Below are 15,110 nucleotides of genomic sequence, written 5' to 3'. Positions count from 1 at the left end.
CACTACCTGCGGAATCTTCTGACGAAGGTGCCCCGGTCGGCGCAGCCGTGGGTGGCGACGCTGGTGCGCACCATCTTCGACCAGCCCGCCGCCGAAGAGGTCCACGCCCAGCACGCCCGGGTCGTCGATTCGCTGGCCGCCAAGCATCCGGACGCGGCCGAGCACCTGGACCAGGCCAGGCCCGACCTGCTGGCCTTCACCGGTTTCCCCCGGCAGATCTGGCGGCAGATCTGGTCCAACAACCCGCAAGAGCGGCTGAACAAGGAGATCCGCCGCCGCACGGACGTGGTCGGGATCTTCCCCGACCGGGCCGCGATCGTCCGGCTGGTCGGGGCGGTTCTGATGGAACAGACCGACGAGTGGGCCGAGGCCCGCCGCTACATGGGCCTGGAGTTCCTGGCCAAAGCCCGCCTGCGCGTCATCGAGGACACACCCGACCCCAAGATCGACCAGCGAGAACTGACCGCTTAACCTGCAGAAACAGGATCACGCGGAGATCAACTCTTACACCACTCCGCTGGACGTGACCTTGTGGGGTGTAGGTCGAGCGCCATCGCTTCTTGATCGTTTACAGCCTGCTCGCCTGCGTCGGCATCCGCGACTACGCTCGCCGCTCCGCCCGCTCCGCCCGCACCGTCCCGCCCGACGTCGCCCGCTTGGCCGAACTGGCGCGCCGACGGCCACCGCGCTTCACGTGCAGGTCGAGAGCGGCGTGATCGACTACGACCAGACCATCGCGTCGATCTGGCCGGAGTTCGGCGTGCGGGGCAAGGATTCGTTCACGGTTCGCGACGCCCTCACGCATCGCGTCGGCCTGGCCGATCTCCCCGGCGACGCCGCCCCGAGCTCTTGGGCGACTGGGAGTGGATGACGGACCGGTTGGCGCGCTCGGCGCCGAGCGACGATCCGGCCCGGCGCAACACGTATCACGCACGAACGTGGGGCTACGTCGTCGGAGAGATCGCTCGGCGGGTGGACCCGGCGGGCCGGTCGTTCGAAGATCTCGTGCGCGACGAGGTCCACGAGCCCCTCGGCGTCTCGGGGGTGTGGCACCGGCTTCCCGGCGGTGCGGAGGACCGCCTCGCCGTCATGCGGGGCGACATTCTCAGCGGTGAGCCGATGACGTTCACGGTCACAGCGGATCACGAGATCAACACCCCCGAGTACCGGGATCGGATCGACCCGAGCGGTGCGTGGGTGACCGCGCGAGAGGCCGCACGATTGTGGGCCGTGTACGCCCAGGGCGGTGAGCTCGATGGAACGCGGCTGCTTGCCGCCGACCGCATCGCGACGTTCCTCGATCGTCGGGCGTGCGCCTTCGAAGCCGGATCGATCGCCGGTCCGCGAGCGGTGATCGGGGCCGGCGGACTCATGGTGGGCGGCTCGGTTCCCGCCCGCCACGAGGTCCTGGGGTTCGGAGGCGGCCGCGTCCTGTGGCACCCCGGAGCCGGCGGAGCCCTCGGCTTCGCCGACCTGGACGCGGAACTCGCCGTCATGATCTGCCACAACGAGTTCTTCGACGAACGCCACCACACCCGTCACCCGTTCGCGCCGCTCGTCCGTGCGGTCTATGCCGACGTGGCCGGATGACGGCTGTGTTGAGACGGATCGCGATGATGCCTCTTCGGAATCCCTGCGAACCGCAAGCCTCGTAGGAAGAGGCTTGCTTGTGGTGGTGAGGGAGGCGGGCATGATGCCGGCGTAGCTGCGGACTCCGCCGGCGCCCACGGCGACGAGGCTGGTGCCGTTGCGGGCGTAGCTGGTCAGGGCGGGTTGGGCGATGGAGGTGCCGGGGCCGAGCAGGACGCAGCTGAGTGCGGCGGCGGGAAGGTGGACCCGTTCGGTGCCGCGTGGGGTTTCGACTTGGGCGCAGATGCCGAGGTCGCGGCGGGCTCGGGTGCTTCGGATCCGGTGGTTACGCCGTTCGTAATGGCGGGGTGGTGGTTGCGGGACGTCGTCCTCCTCGACCATCCGCGTGATCGTCACTTTCGGGAGGACGCCAACCGGGTCCGGTCCCTCGGTGTTGGCGTACTAGGCATCCTTTGCCGGTGATCCGGAGTGGCCGAACATGGTCCAACGGCTCTCCCCTTCTGGTTCCACGCTCGTTCGCGGGGTGATCGGCGCGGCCGAGCGTTCCGACCTGCCGGTCGAGAAACCCGCGCCCACGGATCGAGGCGTACTCGATCGCGGTCTCGGTACGTCACGGGGTGTATTCGCCGAGTCGCCCGTGGGGGGATGCGCACGCGGAAAGGGGGCGGCGATCGTAACGGCAGAGCGAGAAGGAGAAGCCCATGAAGCACCCCGGAAGCACCTCGCGATCGTCACTGCTGCTGTTCGCCCCGGCCGTCGGGATCGGGGTGACGCTGGCAGGTGCGCCCGCCGTGCACGCCGCGCAGCCCCGGACGGAGCCGGTGGTCGGCTGGCTCCACCGGCATGCGGACCCACTGCGGACGGTCGACCCGGCGGTGCCGCTGGACGACCTGGCGCCGCTGCGGCGGTCGATCGGGGACGCGGCCGTCGTGGGGCTCGGCGAGTCGGTGCACGGGGCGGCCGAACTGAGCAGGCTCAAGCACCGGACCCTGCGTCTCCTGGTCGAGCGGATGGGGTTCCGGTCGATCGCCTGGGAGGTGGACTGGACGATGGGGGTCCGGATCGACGCGTACATCCGTGAAGGCGAGGGCGACCTGAACGCGCTTATGAGCGAGATCCTCCCCTCCTACCGGACGCGCGAGGTGGCCGACGTGTTGCGCTGGCTGCGCGACTTCAACGAGGGCCGCGCGGACAAGGTGCGGTTCGTCGGCGTCGAGTACTTCCTCACGCGGCCGCAGGCCTACGACGCGGTCGAGGCCCACGTGGCCGCGGTGGCCCCCAGGCGGCTTCCGGAGGTCCGGCGCCACCTGGACGTCATCAAGCCACCGCCCGAAAAGGACATGTGGCAGTACATCGAGTGGTACGGCAAGGTGGGGGACAAGGACCGATACACCCGCCACGCCCGCGAGCTGCGCGCGCTGGTCGCGGGCCTGCCGCACCGGCCGGACGACCGCGCCCACGCGCTGGCGCTGCACCGCGCCCGGCAGATCGTGTACTTCTACGAGCACTTCGGTCTTCCGGAGCCCGACAGCCACGCCTACCGGGACGCCCGCGCGGCCCGGAACCTGAAGTGGTGGCGTGGCCTCACCGGCGACAAGGTCGTCTACTGGGCCGCGAGCCCGCACACCGCCAACGCCCCGAAGCTGCGTATCACCAGGCCGCCCCAGCAGGACATGCGGTTCGCGAGCGCCGGTTCGTACCTGCGCCGCTGGTACGGCGGACGGTACCGGTCGATCGGCTTCACCTTCGACCACGGCACGGTCAGCACCGGCGGCGGGACAGCCGTCCTGCCGCCGCCGGCGCGCGACTGGTTCGAGCGTCCCTTCGGCAAGGTCCGCACCGCCCAGTTCACCATCGACCTGCGCGAACCGGCCCCGCCGCCGGTGCGCCGCCGGCTGGACGCGCCGATCGAGACCCGCGGGCTGACCCATATCGGGTCCGGCTCGTTCATGTCCGGCGGCACCCTGCGCCAATGGTTCGACGTCGTCGTCCACCGCCAGGTGGTGACCCCCGGCCGACCGGCCTGACTATGGGTCAGGCCCGCCAGGGACGCCTTGTGGAGGGTGTTGGCGGCGAGGCGCTCCGCGTCGACGAGCCGGCCGTCGCCGCCGTCGGCGAGCATGGGGTTGGCACCGCATCTTCGCCGGGTTCCGCCGAGTGGTCGGCTCCTCAGCCGAAGAATTCGGCGATATGGCGGATCGCGCGAGATCATGTCTGCGGCCCGGTGCCGGTCAGCGCAGGCGGAAGTCAGCTCTCGCCGTTGAGCATGTCGGCGGTGAGGACGTTGCCGCCCACACCCCAGCCGCCGTCGACGACCTCGTCGACCAGGACGACGGTGGTCGCCCTTGCCCGCTCGCCGTAGATGTCAGCGAAGAGATCCGTGGTGCGCTCGATGATCTCCTTTTTGTGCGCCTGGGTGATGGTGCCCGCGGGGACCTTGAAGCCTGCGAATGGCATGGTGGTTGCTCCTTCAGGAAACTCGATTGTTAGATGATTCCGCCGTTGGCGCGGATGACCTGGCCGTTGACCCAGTGGCCTTCGGGCGAGGCCAGGAAGGCCGTGACCTCGGCGATGTCCTCGGGGGTGCCCAGCCGCTCCAGCGGGGCCTGCTGGGCGAGTCGATCGATGGTCTCCTCGTCCTTGCCGTCGAGGAAGAGCGCGGTCGCCGTCGGCCCCGGTGCCACGGAGTTGACGGTCACATCGCGGCCGCGTAGTTCCCTCGCCAAAATCAGCGTCAACGCCTCGACGGCTCCCTTGCTCGCGGCGTAGGGCCCGTAGGTGGGGAATTGAAGCCCCACGACCGAGGTGGAGAACGTGATGAACGAGCCGCCCGCGCGGATCCGGCGGGCGGCCTCCCGCGCGACCACGAAGGTGCCGCGGATGTTGGTGCGGTGCAGCTCGTCGAGGACATCGAGATCGAGGTCGGCGATCGAGGAGAGCGCCATCCGTCCCGCGGCGTGGACGACCACGTCCACGCCGCCGAACTCCCGCTCCGCGGTGTCGTAGACGTCGGCGACCGCGTCGGGGTCGGCGACATCGGCTTGAACGGCCAGTGCCCGCCCCCCGGCCTTGGTGACCTCGTCGACGGCGGCGCCTGCGGCGGCGTGGTCGCCGGCGTAGGCGACGACGACGGGCAGTCCCCTCCCGGCCAGTTCCCGGACGACGGCGCGCCCGATGCCCCGGGAGCCGCCCGTGACGATCGCGACCCGGGAGGCGGCGGGCGGCGCGTTGCTGTCTGTCTTGCTCATGCCCCCACCGTTCCTCGGACGGGCGCGGCCTGCCAGAGGACGGTCAAGGTGGGGACGGCGACCCCTGTGTCCGGGCTACGGGCGGGTGCAGACTGGAGGACATGAACACTCCGAAGTACGCCCAGCTGGGAGCGTTCCTGCGTTCGCGGCGGAACCGGATCCGTCCGGCCGACGTCGGTCTGCCCGCAGGCCCGCGACGCCGCGTGCCCGGACTGCGGCGCGACGAGGTCGCCCAGTTGGCGGGTGCCTCGGTGGAGTACTACATCGAACTCGAGCGGGGCGCGGGCGCGCAGCCGTCGGAACAGATGCTGGCCGCGCTCGCCCGCGCGCTGCGGCTCGCCGACGACGAGCGGGACCACCTCTACCATCTGGCCAACCGTCCGGTCCCGATCCATGGCGGGGCCGTCTCCCACGTTCACCCGGGCATGCTCAGCCTCCTGGACCGCCTTTCCGGTACACCCGCGCAGATCATCACCGACCTCCACGTCACCCTCGTGCAGAATCCGCTCGCGGTGGCGCTGGTCGGAGACCACTCGGGATTCCGGGGCCGCGACGCCAGCCTCGTCTACCGCTGGTTCACCGACCCGTCCACGCGCGACCTCTATCCACCAGAGGATCACGTCACCCACACACGCGCCTTCGCCGCCGACCTGCGGGCGGCCGCCGGGCGCAGGGACGGCCGCGACACCGAGGCCACGTCCCTGATCGACGCGCTCCTCGCCGCGTCCGCCGAGTTCGCCGAGGTGTGGGCCGAGCACGACGTCGCATTCCGCCGTACCGACCGCAAGCGGATCGACCACCCCGCACTCGGACTCATCGATGTGAACTGCCTCAATCTCTTCAGTGAGGACGGCCGACAGCGGCTGCTGTGGTTCACCCCGGCCATCGGCACCGACAGCGCCGACCGCCTTGAGCTACTGGGCGTCCTTGGAACCCAGGACCTGTCCAACGCCACCGACGGCGCGTTCCAGTGAAGCCTGGTCCTGTTGCACCCTGCCCGATGGTCGCTTCTCAGACGCCTCGGTGCCGTCCCGTCGGTGCGCAGGTAGGCGCGGACGAGGGTTCTCCGTCCGTCGACGGTGACGCGTCAGGTCCGGAGCGGTCGCCTTCCACTGCGCGCGTCGCTTGCGGGTGTTGCTCCTGTTCGGGGACGGCCATGGTGCGGGTGCCGTCCCTCGCTCGGCGGCCACCGGGGTCGAAGCGCCGCTAGGTGCGCCGGTGTCCGGGGATGACCAGGCAGAACAGGGCGCCTGCCGCGAGAAGGCACGCCGCCGCCAGCAGGCCGGCGTTGTATCCGGCGCTGGCCGCCGCGGCCGATGAGGGGTCGGCGGCGTGGCCGGTGACGGTCGTGGCGAGCGTCCCGAGCACGGCGAGGCCGAAGGCGCCGCCGACGAGCCGGAAGCCGTTGAGCAGCCCGGACACCATGCCCGCGTCCTCGGCCGGGACGCCGGTCGTGGCGGCCGAGCCCATCGCGACGAAGCTCGCGCCGATCCCGACGCCGGCGACCAGCGACGGCCCGAGGACGTCGGACCAGAACGTGCCGCCGGGGCCGCCGAGCCCGAACCACGCCATCCCGGCCGCACCGACCAGCCCGCCCCCGACGAGGATCGCGCGGGGGCCGACGCGGGCGAGCGTCCGGGTCGCGGCGATCATTCCGGCCACCGAGCCCAGGCAGAACGGCAGGAAGGCCAGGCCCGTGCTCAGCGCGTCGAAGCCGAGCACCCGCTGCATGTGCAGCGAGACGAAGTAGAAGCTCGCGAGCTGGCCCGCCGTGATGAGGAACCCGAACACGTTCGCGCCGAGCACCGCGCGGTGCGCGAACAGCCCGAGCCGGACGAGCGGGTCGGCGGCCCGCCGTTCCGCCAGGACGAACGCGGCGAGCACCGCGAGCCCGGCGGTGAGGGCGCCGAGCGTGAGCGGCGCCGTCCAGCCCCGCGAGTCGGCGACCGAGACGCCGAGGACCAGCAGGCTCATGCCGGACGTGGCGAGGACGGCGCCGAGGACGTCCGGGCGCACGTCGCGGCGCGCCCGGTCGGCGGGCAGCCGTGCGGCCGCGAGCAGGCCGAACGCGGCGATGGGCACGTTCACCAGCAGCACCGCCCGCCAGCCGAGGGTCTCGGTGAGGACGCCGGACGCCACCACGCCGACGGCGCCGCCCGCAACGGTCGCGCCCGCCCACAGTCCGAGCGCCCGCGCCCGGGCGGGTCCCTCGGGGAAGTGCGCGGTCACCAGGGCGAGCGCGACCGGGGACGCGGCGGCCGCGCCGAGGCCCTGCAGCGCCCGGGCCGCCACCAGCGGCCAGCCGGTGGTCGCGAGGCCGCCCGCCACGCTGGCGAGCGCGAACAGGACGAGTCCGGCGGCCAGGACGCGGCGGCGGCCGAGCAGATCGCCCGTCCGGCCGCCCGCCAGGAGGAAACCGCCGTTGACGATAACGTAGGCGACGACGACCCAGTTCAGGGTGCTCGCGGAGAGCCGGAGATCGTTCTGGACCGCCGGGAGCGCGACGTTGACGAGCGACAGGTCCAGCGAGACGAGGAACTGGACCGTGACGACGCAGGCGAGGATCCAGCCCGCGCGCCGCACCGTGCCGGGCCCCCGATCACCGTCCTTCGGGGGCGGCGCCACGCCGGACGCCGTTTTCTCCGAGCCGTCGGGATCGTGTGCGGGACCAGGAGCCATGACGCCTCCGTCTCCAGATTTGTTCACTGTACAAAAGGTTTGCCTAACCTAACCTTCAGGTGGGGGCATTGGGAAGAGGGAACGATGAGCCCTGCAACGGGACGGGACGATCCGCGGCGCCGGCCGACCGGGACGCGCGGGCCTCGCAGCGCCCGTGACCAGCGGCCGCTGACCGCCGCGGAGATCGTCGAGGCGGGCGTGGCGCTGACGGCCGAACGCGGCCTTTCCGGCTGGTCGCTGCGCGACCTGGCCGCGGCGCTCGACTGCTGGCCCACCGCGATCACCCACCATGTCGGGGACCGCGGGGCGGTGGAGATCGCGGTGGTCGACGCGATCCTGCGCCGCGCGCCGCTGCCCGGCGCCGAACTCCGGTGGCGCCCGTGGTTCCACACGCTGCTGACGTCCTTGCGGCCGGTGCTGCTGGCCCACCCGGGGGTCGCACGCTGGCTCGGCGTGGCGGCCCCGATCGTCCCGGCCGCCACCGCCATCATCGAGGAGGGCGTCGGCCGCCTCGGGGCCGCCGGGTTCGGCGACGAGGCCCCCGCCGCCTACGTGACGCTGCTGAACGCGGCGGTCCACCTGATCGCGGCCGAGGACGAGCGCGACGCCGCACCGAAGCTGCGCGCCTCCATCGCGGCCCGTCTCGCCGGCCTCCGCGACGACCCGTCCCGTCCGGGGGCGGCGGCCCTCGCGACCGCGCTCACCAGCGGCTGGGAACGCGACCAGATCTTCGCCTACATGCTCGACCGGACGCTGGACGGCGTCGAGGCGCGGCTCGCCGCGGTCCTCGCGGACGGTCCGCGGTGAGGTAGCGGACGAGCGGCCGGGGGCACGCCCGTCAACGCGCTCGGCCGACGGGCCTCCATGCGGCGGAGCGCAGGAGGCGCAGGCCGTTGAGCGCGACGATGACGGTGGAGCCCTCGTGTCCGGCGACGCCGAGCGGGAGCGGGAGGGTCCCGGTCAGGTCCCAGGCGACCAGGACGGCGATGAACGTTCCGGCGATGACGAGGTTCTGCTTCACCAGGCGGCGGGCGCGGCGGGACAGGTCGACGGCCGCGGGGACGGCGGCGAGTTCGTCGCGGACCACGATCGCGTCGGCGGTCTCCAGCGCGAGGTCCGATCCGGCGCGTCCCATCGCGACGCCGGTGTGGGCGGCGGCCAGCGCGGGGGCGTCGTTGACGCCGTCGCCCACCACCAGGACCCGGTGTCCTTCGGCTTCGAGTTCCCGGACGGCGGCGACCTTGTCCTGCGGAAGCAGCCCCGCGCGGACGTCGTCGATGCCGGCCTCGGCGGCGAGCCCGGCGGCGGCCCGGGGGTTGTCGCCGGTCAGCAGGACCGGGGTCGCGCCGGTCAGTTCGGTCAGCGCGGCGACGGTGGCGGCGGCGTCGGCGCGGATCCGGTCGGCGATGCCCAGGCGCTCCGGCCGGGTCGCCGTCGCGGGTGACCAGCACGGCGGTGCGGCCGGCGTCCTCGATCCCGGCGATGACGGCGGCGGCCGGATCCGCGGGGTGCGGCGGCAGGCGGGCGGGAGCGCCGACCGCGATGTCGTGCCCGGCCACGATGGCGCGCACACCGGTGCCGGTCGTCGAGGCGAACGCCTCGGCGGGCGGGACGTCCAGGTCGCGGGCGGCCCGGACGACGGCGCGGGCCAGCGGGTGCTCGCTGGGACGCTCGGCGGCGGCCGCGAGCGCCAGGAGTTCGTCGCCGGTGAGGCCGGACGCGTCCAGCGGGACGACGTCGGTGACCCGGGGGACGCCCTCGGTCAGAGTGCCGGTCTTGTCCAGCGCCACCGCGTCGACCCGGCCGATCCGTTCCATGGCGACCGCCGACTTGACCAGGACCCCGTGCCGTCCGGCGTTGGCGATGGCGGACAGCAGCGGCGGCATGGTGGCCAGCACGACGGCGCACGGCGACGCGACGATCATGAAGGTCATCGCCCGCAGGAGGGTCGGCTGCAGCGCCGCGCCGAAGGCCAGGGGGATCGTGAACAGCGCGATCGTGGCGGCCACCATGCCGATCGAGTACCGCTGTTCGACCTTCTCGATGAACAGCTGGGTCGGGGCCTTGGTCCGCGACGCTTCCTCGACGAGGGCCACGATGCGGGCGATCACCGAATCGGCCGGGTCGCGCTCGACCCGCACCCGCAGCGCGCCCGTGCCGTTCAGCGTTCCGGCGAACACCTCGTCGCCGGTGTGCTTGGCCACCGGCAGCGGTTCGCCGGTGACGGACGCCTGGTCCACCTCGCTGCCGCCGTCCAGCACCCGCCCGTCGGCGCCGATCCGTTCGCCCGGACGGACCAGGATCACGTCCCCGACCGCGAGCGCGTCCGCGGCCACCCGCTCCTCGCGGCCGCCGCCGTCCAGGCGGGCGGCGGTGGCGGGCGCGAGGTCGAGCAGGCCGCGCACCGAGTCGGCGGTGCGGGCGGTGGCGACGGCTTCCAGAGCGCCGGAGGCGGCGAAGATGACGATCAGCAGCGCCCCGTCCAGTACCTGCCCGATCGCCGCCGCGCCGAGCGCCGCGGCCACCATGAGCAGGTCCACGTCCAGGGTCTTGTCCCGCAGGCCGCGCAGGCCCGTCAGGCCGGGCGCCCAGCCGCCGGTCGCGTAGGTCAGGGCGAACAGGGGCGCCCACGCCCAGGCGGGGGCGTCCAGCAGGTAGGGCGGCAGCGCGGCCAGGAAAAGCGCCAGTGCCGCCGCGGCCCAGCGCACTTCGGGCAGTGCGAGAACCCCCGTGCGGCGGTGGCCCGCCGGACGTCCGGCGATGGCCGGGGGCGACGGGCGCAGCGTGGTCGTCATGGGGCGGCCTCCGGCGGCGGTGCGGTGACGGATCGCTCCGACCATACAGGAACACATGAAGATGTCTTCATGTGTTGTGCCGGTAAGGTGGCGGCCATGGGTCATGGAGCCGCCCCGGCCGACGATTCCGCCCCGCGCACGTCTCTGGACGCGGCGGCGGCGGCCAAGGTCGCCACCACGCTGCAGGCCCTGGCCACGCCCTCCCGGCTGCTGATCCTCGCCCGCCTCCGCGAGGGGCCGCTGCCCGCCACGGAACTCGCCCGCGCCGTGGGCATGGAGCAGTCGGCCTGCTCCCATCAGCTGCGGCTGCTGCGCAACCTCGGCCTGGTCGTCGGTACCCGTGAGGGTCGCTCAGTGGTCTACGCCTTGTACGACGACCACGTCGCCGAACTGCTCGACCAGGCCGTCTACCACGTCGAACACCTGCAACTCGGGCTGTCCGACGCCGCCACCGGCACGGCCGTTCGAGGCGGGTGACGGCGGGCCGCCCGGAACGCGGGAGGCGTCGTTCAGTCGTGCGAGGGCCTGTCGGTGAGTCGGTGGTCGGCCACGCTGAGCGCCTCGTCGACCAGCCGGCGCAGGTGGCCGTCGCCGAGGCTGTAGACGACCCGGCGGCCCTCCTTGCGGGTGACGACCAGGCCGGCCAGGCGCAGGCGCGCCAGGTGCTGGCTGACGGCGGGACGCGCGGCGCCGCACACCTCGGTCAGCGTGGACACGTCGGCCTCACCGGCGGCCAGCCGGTGCAGCAGGACCAGGCGCGTGCGGTCGCCGAGCAGGGCCAGTAGTTCGGCGGCGAGTGCGAACTGTTCCTCGCCCGGTCGATGCAGGTGCGGCCCGGCCGCAGGTGATAGATGCATGCGTGCGCTCATAAGCACATAATGGAGCGAGGGCATGCCCGTGTCCACTCGCCCCCTCGGGAGTGCGTCGTTCTTGGAGGCATTCAGATGAGCGAACACCACGAGCACCGGCTGCGGCACTTGGTGACGCCGCACAGCCACGACTCCTCCGACAAGGTCGACGGGCCGCTGGAGTCGTCCGCGCGGGGCATGCGCGCTCTGTGGGTCTCGCTGGCCGTTCTGGGCGTGACGGCCGCCGCACAGGCGGGGATCGTCGTGCTGTCCGGTTCGGTCGCGCTGCTGGGCGACACCGTGCACAACGCCGCGGACGCCTTGACCGCCGTGCCGCTCGGCGTGGCGTTCGTCCTCGGACGGCGCGCCGCCTCCCGCCGGTTCACCTACGGCTACGGACGCGCCGAGGACCTGGCGGGCATCGTCATCGTGCTGACGATCGCCGCCTCCGCCGCGTTCGCCGGATGGACGGCCGTGAACCGCCTGCTCGACCCCCGCGACATGGACCACGTCGGCGTCGTCGCCGCGGCGGCCGTCGTCGGGTTCCTCGGCAACGAGTGGGTCGCCCGCTACCGGATCCGCGTCGGCCGCCGGATCGGATCGGCGGCCCTGGTCGCCGACGGGCTGCACGCCCGCACCGACGGCCTCACCTCGCTGGCCGTCCTGCTCGGCGCCGCGGGCGCGGCCGTCGGCTGGCGGTACGCCGACCCGATCGTCGGCCTGGCGATCACCGCCGCGATCCTGCTGATGCTGCGGGACGCCGCGGGCGAGGTGCTCCGGCGGGTCATGGACGCCGTGGACCCCGCCCTCCTCGGCCGCGCCGAGGACGCGCTGCGGCAGGTGCGGGGCGTTCGGGAGGTCGGCGAACTGCGCATGCGGTGGATCGGCCACCGGCTACGGGCGGAGGTGGCCGTCGTCGTCGACGCCGACCTCACCGTCCGGGAGGCCCACGACATCGCCGTCGACGCCGAACACGCCCTGCTGCACGCCGTCCCCAAGCTGACCGCGGCCCTCGTGCACGCCGACCCGGCCCCGCCGACGGACGGCCCCGACCCGCACCTCGCGCTCGCGCACCACATGACGTGACCCGCATCGGCTGCGAAGACGTCGCCCCTCCGTCCCGGCCCGCCGCCTCCGCGCAGGCAGGTGACGTCTCGCTGAGCGAGAGGACGCCGGAAAGAATCGGCGCCGTGACATAACTTCCTGCTGGTGGTGATCCGACAGCAAACGTTCCCGGCCCTTCTCTCGCCCGGCAAGATCGGGCCCATCGCGCTGGCCAACCGAGTGGTCCTCCCCGCGATGGACATGAACCTCTGCGAGGACGGCGAGATCCATCAGGGCGACATAGACCACTTCGCGGCCCGCGCCAAGGGCGGCACCGGCATGATCATCACGGGCTGCTGCGCCGTCGCCTATCCGCAGGGCTGCACCAGCCGCAAGGAGCCCGGCCTGTCCGAGGACCGGTTCATCCCCGGCCTCAGGGCGCTGGCCGACGCGGTCCACGAGGCGGGCAGCAAGCTGTGCGTGCAGATGGTGCACCACGGCAAGGTCGCCCGGATCGACACCCTCGACGGCCGGCCGCAGCTGGTGCCGTCCGTCCCGAAGCCTCCCGGCGACATGAGCGCGATGATCGACTGCACTCCCGAGGAACTCGGGAAGATGGCCGCGATCCAGGAGGGCAAGAAGGCCGCCCACCATGAGGCCACCCACGAGGACCTCGCGTGGCTGGTCCGGATGTTCGCGGAGGCCGCGGGCCGTGTGAAGGCCGCCGGCGGCGACGCCGTCGAGATCCACTGCGCCCACAACTACGTACTCGGCGGCTTCCTGAGCCGTTACTCGAACCAGCGCACCGACGAGTACGGCGGGTCGCTCGAGAACCGGGCGCGGCTGACGTGCGAGGTGATCCGCGCGGTCAAGGAGGAGATCGGCGACGACCTCGCCGTCATCGTGCGGCTGGCGGGGCAGGAGTACGGCGAGTCCGAGGGGCTGACGCCCGACGAGGCCGCCGGTGCCGCCGCCATGTTCGAGCAGGCGGGTGCCGATGCCGTCCACGTCACCGGCACCGCGCTGAACGCGTTCGCGAACTTCACCGACGGCCCGCTGCCCGACAAGGTCGGCTTCTACACCGACAACGCCGCGGTCGTGAAGCGCGCGGTGTCGATCCCGGTCATCACCGTCGGCCGCATGCTGCCCGAGGTCGGCGAGCGGATGATCGCCGAGGGCCGCACCGATTTCGTCGCCATGGGCCGCCAGCTGCTGGCCGATCCCGACCTGGTCGGCAAGCTGAAGGACGGCCGCGGCGAGCAGGTCCGCCCGTGCATCAACTGCTACGTGTGCGTGCAGGAGAACTTCTGGGACGCCACCCCGCTGTGCGCGGTCAACCCGGCGCTGGGCAACGAGACGCTGCTGCCGTTCCCGCGCACCACGACCCCCAAGCACGTCGTCGTCGTCGGTGCCGGGCCGGGCGGCATGGAGACCGCACGCGTCGCCACCGAACGCGGCCACCGCGTCACCTTGCTGGACAAGACCGATCGTCTCGGCGGAACGCTGTGGTTCTCGACGCTGACCACCCCCGACAACGAGCGCCTGCTGAAGTGGCTGACCCAGGAGGTGCGGCGGGCCGGTGTCGATGTCCGGCTGAAGACCGAGGCCACCGCCGCGACGATCAAGGCCCTCGCGCCCGACGCCGTCGTCGTCGCCACGGGCGCCGTGCGCGGACGTCCGAACGTTCCGGGCGGCGACCTGCCCCACGTGCATACGGGCGACACCCTGCGCGGTCTGATGACCGGCACCGGCGACGTCTCGGACCAGCGGCTGTTCCTGCGGGTCGCCGGCAGGCTCGGCGGCCTCGTCGGCATCACGAAGAGCCCCGCCAGGATCCGCGACCTGAGCCGCAAGTACCTCAAGTTCCTGCCGATGAGCAAGTACGTCGTCGTCATCGGGGGCTCGCTCGTCGGTCTCGAACTCGCGGAGTTCCTCGCCGCGCGCGGCAGTCGGGTGACCCTGATCGAGGAAGGCCGGCAGCTCGGTGTGCCGATGGCGATGCCCCGCCGCTGGACCGCCGTCAAGCACGCCGGCGAGCTGGGCGTGAAGATCCACCGCAACGCGACCGTCGAGCGCATCACCCGCAAGACCGTCGAGTTCACGGTCGACGGCAAGTCGCGGTCCGCGCCGGCGCGGATGGTCGTCGTGGCGTCGGGCGTCTCCGCGGCGGCGCCGCTCGCCGACGAACTGGCCGAGGACGGCGTCGCGGTCCACCTCTCGGCGACGCCGACGAGGTGAACTACATCGAGGGCGCGATGCACTCGGCGTGGAAGGTGGCCACCGCGATCTGATCGCGGTCGATGGCGCCCCCGACGCCCGTCGGGGGCGCGGCGGTGTCCCGGCTGCTCGCCGACGATGTCCGTCGCGGGTCCGTCATTTGCCTGGAAGATAATGCCGATCCCGGATCCTGTACAGCCGTATAACACGGTCTTGATTTTCGTCTAAGACGCTGCTTCTCTGATGTCGAGAGCCGCGGTCTCAGCGATGGCGGGGAGATCCTCCTGGAACCGGGACCGCATCATCGCCCGCAGGCGGGCGCCGTCACCCCGAGTGAAAGAGGGTGCGTCATGGACCGCGACGACATGATCCTGATCAGCGTCGACGACCACATCATCGAACCGCCCGACATGTTCGTGAACCACCTCCCCGCCAAGTACCGGGACGACGCGCCCCGGCTGGTGCATCAGGACGACGGCAGCGACATGTGGACGTTCCGCGACACCGTGATCCCCAACGTCGCCCTGAACGCGGTGGCGGGCCGGCCCAAGGAGGAGTACGGCCTCGAACCGCAGGGCCTCGACGAGATCCGGCCCGGCTGCTATGACGTGGACGAGCGCGTCAAGGACATGGACGCGGGCGGCATCCTCGGCTCGATGAACTTCCCGTCGTTCCCGGGGTTCGCGGCG

13 protein-coding genes and 3 pseudogenes are annotated in these 15,110 nt (G+C 72.3%); 10 read left to right on the top strand and 6 right to left on the bottom strand.

The annotated features are described in order from the left end of the window. The 4 genes and pseudogenes from BJF79_RS16080 to BJF79_RS16065 form a co-directional block, all read left to right on the top strand. Nucleotides 1–471, top strand: a 471-nt coding sequence (locus BJF79_RS16080) for a transposase (RefSeq protein WP_187357006.1), incomplete at its 5' end; no start/stop codon positions are given. 89 nt (nucleotides 472–560) lie between these two features. Continuing rightward, the gene (locus tag BJF79_RS55475) at nucleotides 561–716 is read left to right on the top strand and encodes a hypothetical protein (protein WP_158079192.1); all 156 of its coding nucleotides are present in this window, start codon (nucleotides 561–563) and stop codon (nucleotides 714–716) included. After that, nucleotides 695–1,590 (top strand): annotated as a pseudogene (locus tag BJF79_RS55470) (serine hydrolase domain-containing protein). The gene BJF79_RS55475 and the pseudogene BJF79_RS55470 overlap by 22 nt, the downstream one beginning before the upstream one ends. A 701-nt stretch (nucleotides 1,591–2,291) precedes the next feature. Further along, nucleotides 2,292–3,617 carry an erythromycin esterase family protein gene (locus tag BJF79_RS16065; RefSeq protein ID WP_075898357.1) on the top strand — a complete coding sequence of 442 codons (1,326 nt, stop codon included), beginning with the start codon at nucleotides 2,292–2,294 and terminating at the stop codon, nucleotides 3,615–3,617. Nucleotides 3,618–3,837: 220 nt separating this feature from the next. On the opposite strand, the gene BJF79_RS16060 is transcribed toward BJF79_RS16065, so the two are convergent. Both BJF79_RS16060 and BJF79_RS16055 read right to left on the bottom strand, forming a co-directional pair. Then, nucleotides 3,838–4,047 carry a tautomerase family protein gene (locus tag BJF79_RS16060; RefSeq protein WP_075898355.1) on the bottom strand — a complete coding sequence of 70 codons (210 nt, stop codon included), beginning with the start codon at nucleotides 4,045–4,047 and terminating at the stop codon, nucleotides 3,838–3,840. A 29-nt stretch (nucleotides 4,048–4,076) separates the two neighbouring features. Next, entirely contained in the window at nucleotides 4,077–4,838 is a 762-nt protein-coding gene (locus tag BJF79_RS16055; RefSeq protein WP_075898353.1) for an SDR family oxidoreductase, read from the bottom strand. A gap of 101 nt (nucleotides 4,839–4,939) precedes the next feature. On the opposite strand from BJF79_RS16055, the gene BJF79_RS16050 reads away from it, so the two are divergent. Then, nucleotides 4,940–5,812: a helix-turn-helix domain-containing protein gene (locus BJF79_RS16050; RefSeq protein WP_075898351.1), complete on the top strand. Its 873-nt coding sequence runs from the start codon at nucleotides 4,940–4,942 to the stop codon at nucleotides 5,810–5,812. A 232-nt stretch (nucleotides 5,813–6,044) separates the two neighbouring features. Here BJF79_RS16050 and BJF79_RS16045 read toward each other — a convergent pair whose 3' ends face one another. After that, nucleotides 6,045–7,517, bottom strand: a complete 1,473-nt coding sequence (locus BJF79_RS16045) for an MFS transporter (protein WP_083733488.1) — start codon at nucleotides 7,515–7,517, stop codon at nucleotides 6,045–6,047. A gap of 84 nt (nucleotides 7,518–7,601) precedes the next feature. On the opposite strand from BJF79_RS16045, the gene BJF79_RS16040 reads away from it, so the two are divergent. Continuing rightward, nucleotides 7,602–8,324 carry a TetR/AcrR family transcriptional regulator gene (locus tag BJF79_RS16040; protein WP_075898347.1) on the top strand — a complete coding sequence of 241 codons (723 nt, stop codon included), beginning with the start codon at nucleotides 7,602–7,604 and terminating at the stop codon, nucleotides 8,322–8,324. Between the two features lie 31 nt (nucleotides 8,325–8,355). On the opposite strand, the gene BJF79_RS65580 is transcribed toward BJF79_RS16040, so the two are convergent. Both BJF79_RS65580 and BJF79_RS65575 read right to left on the bottom strand, forming a co-directional pair. Beyond that, nucleotides 8,356–9,090: an HAD-IC family P-type ATPase gene (locus BJF79_RS65580; protein ID WP_316043355.1), complete on the bottom strand. Its 735-nt coding sequence runs from the start codon at nucleotides 9,088–9,090 to the stop codon at nucleotides 8,356–8,358. Continuing rightward, a pseudogene (locus BJF79_RS65575) lies at nucleotides 9,002–10,045 on the bottom strand (HAD-IC family P-type ATPase); the annotation flags it as partial. The pseudogene BJF79_RS65575 and the gene BJF79_RS65580, both read right to left, overlap by 89 nt. A gap of 363 nt (nucleotides 10,046–10,408) precedes the next feature. Here BJF79_RS65575 and BJF79_RS16030 point away from each other — a divergent pair. After that, nucleotides 10,409–10,789, top strand: a complete 381-nt coding sequence (locus BJF79_RS16030; RefSeq protein WP_075898345.1) for an ArsR/SmtB family transcription factor — start codon at nucleotides 10,409–10,411, stop codon at nucleotides 10,787–10,789. A gap of 32 nt (nucleotides 10,790–10,821) precedes the next feature. On the opposite strand, the gene BJF79_RS16025 is transcribed toward BJF79_RS16030, so the two are convergent. Then, nucleotides 10,822–11,169, bottom strand: coding sequence for an ArsR/SmtB family transcription factor (locus BJF79_RS16025; RefSeq protein WP_143219957.1), 348 nt, complete (start codon nucleotides 11,167–11,169; stop codon nucleotides 10,822–10,824). Nucleotides 11,170–11,256: 87 nt separating this feature from the next. On the opposite strand from BJF79_RS16025, the gene BJF79_RS16020 reads away from it, so the two are divergent. The 3 genes and pseudogenes from BJF79_RS16020 to BJF79_RS16010 all read left to right on the top strand — a co-directional run. Then, nucleotides 11,257–12,246, top strand: coding sequence for a cation diffusion facilitator family transporter (locus tag BJF79_RS16020; protein WP_075898341.1), 990 nt, complete (start codon nucleotides 11,257–11,259; stop codon nucleotides 12,244–12,246). 126 nt (nucleotides 12,247–12,372) lie between these two features. Next, the gene (locus BJF79_RS16015; RefSeq protein WP_262402105.1) at nucleotides 12,373–14,442 is read left to right on the top strand and encodes an NAD(P)/FAD-dependent oxidoreductase; all 2,070 of its coding nucleotides are present in this window, start codon (nucleotides 12,373–12,375) and stop codon (nucleotides 14,440–14,442) included. Between the two features lie 329 nt (nucleotides 14,443–14,771). After that, nucleotides 14,772–15,110: pseudogene (locus BJF79_RS16010) on the top strand (amidohydrolase); the annotation flags it as partial.

It is taken from the genome of Actinomadura sp. CNU-125 (assembly GCF_001942465.1).
GTDB lineage: Bacteria > Actinomycetota > Actinomycetes > Streptosporangiales > Streptosporangiaceae > Spirillospora.
Note: the sequence above shows the minus strand (reverse complement) of the source record. Positions and strands in the feature narration are given on the sequence as shown.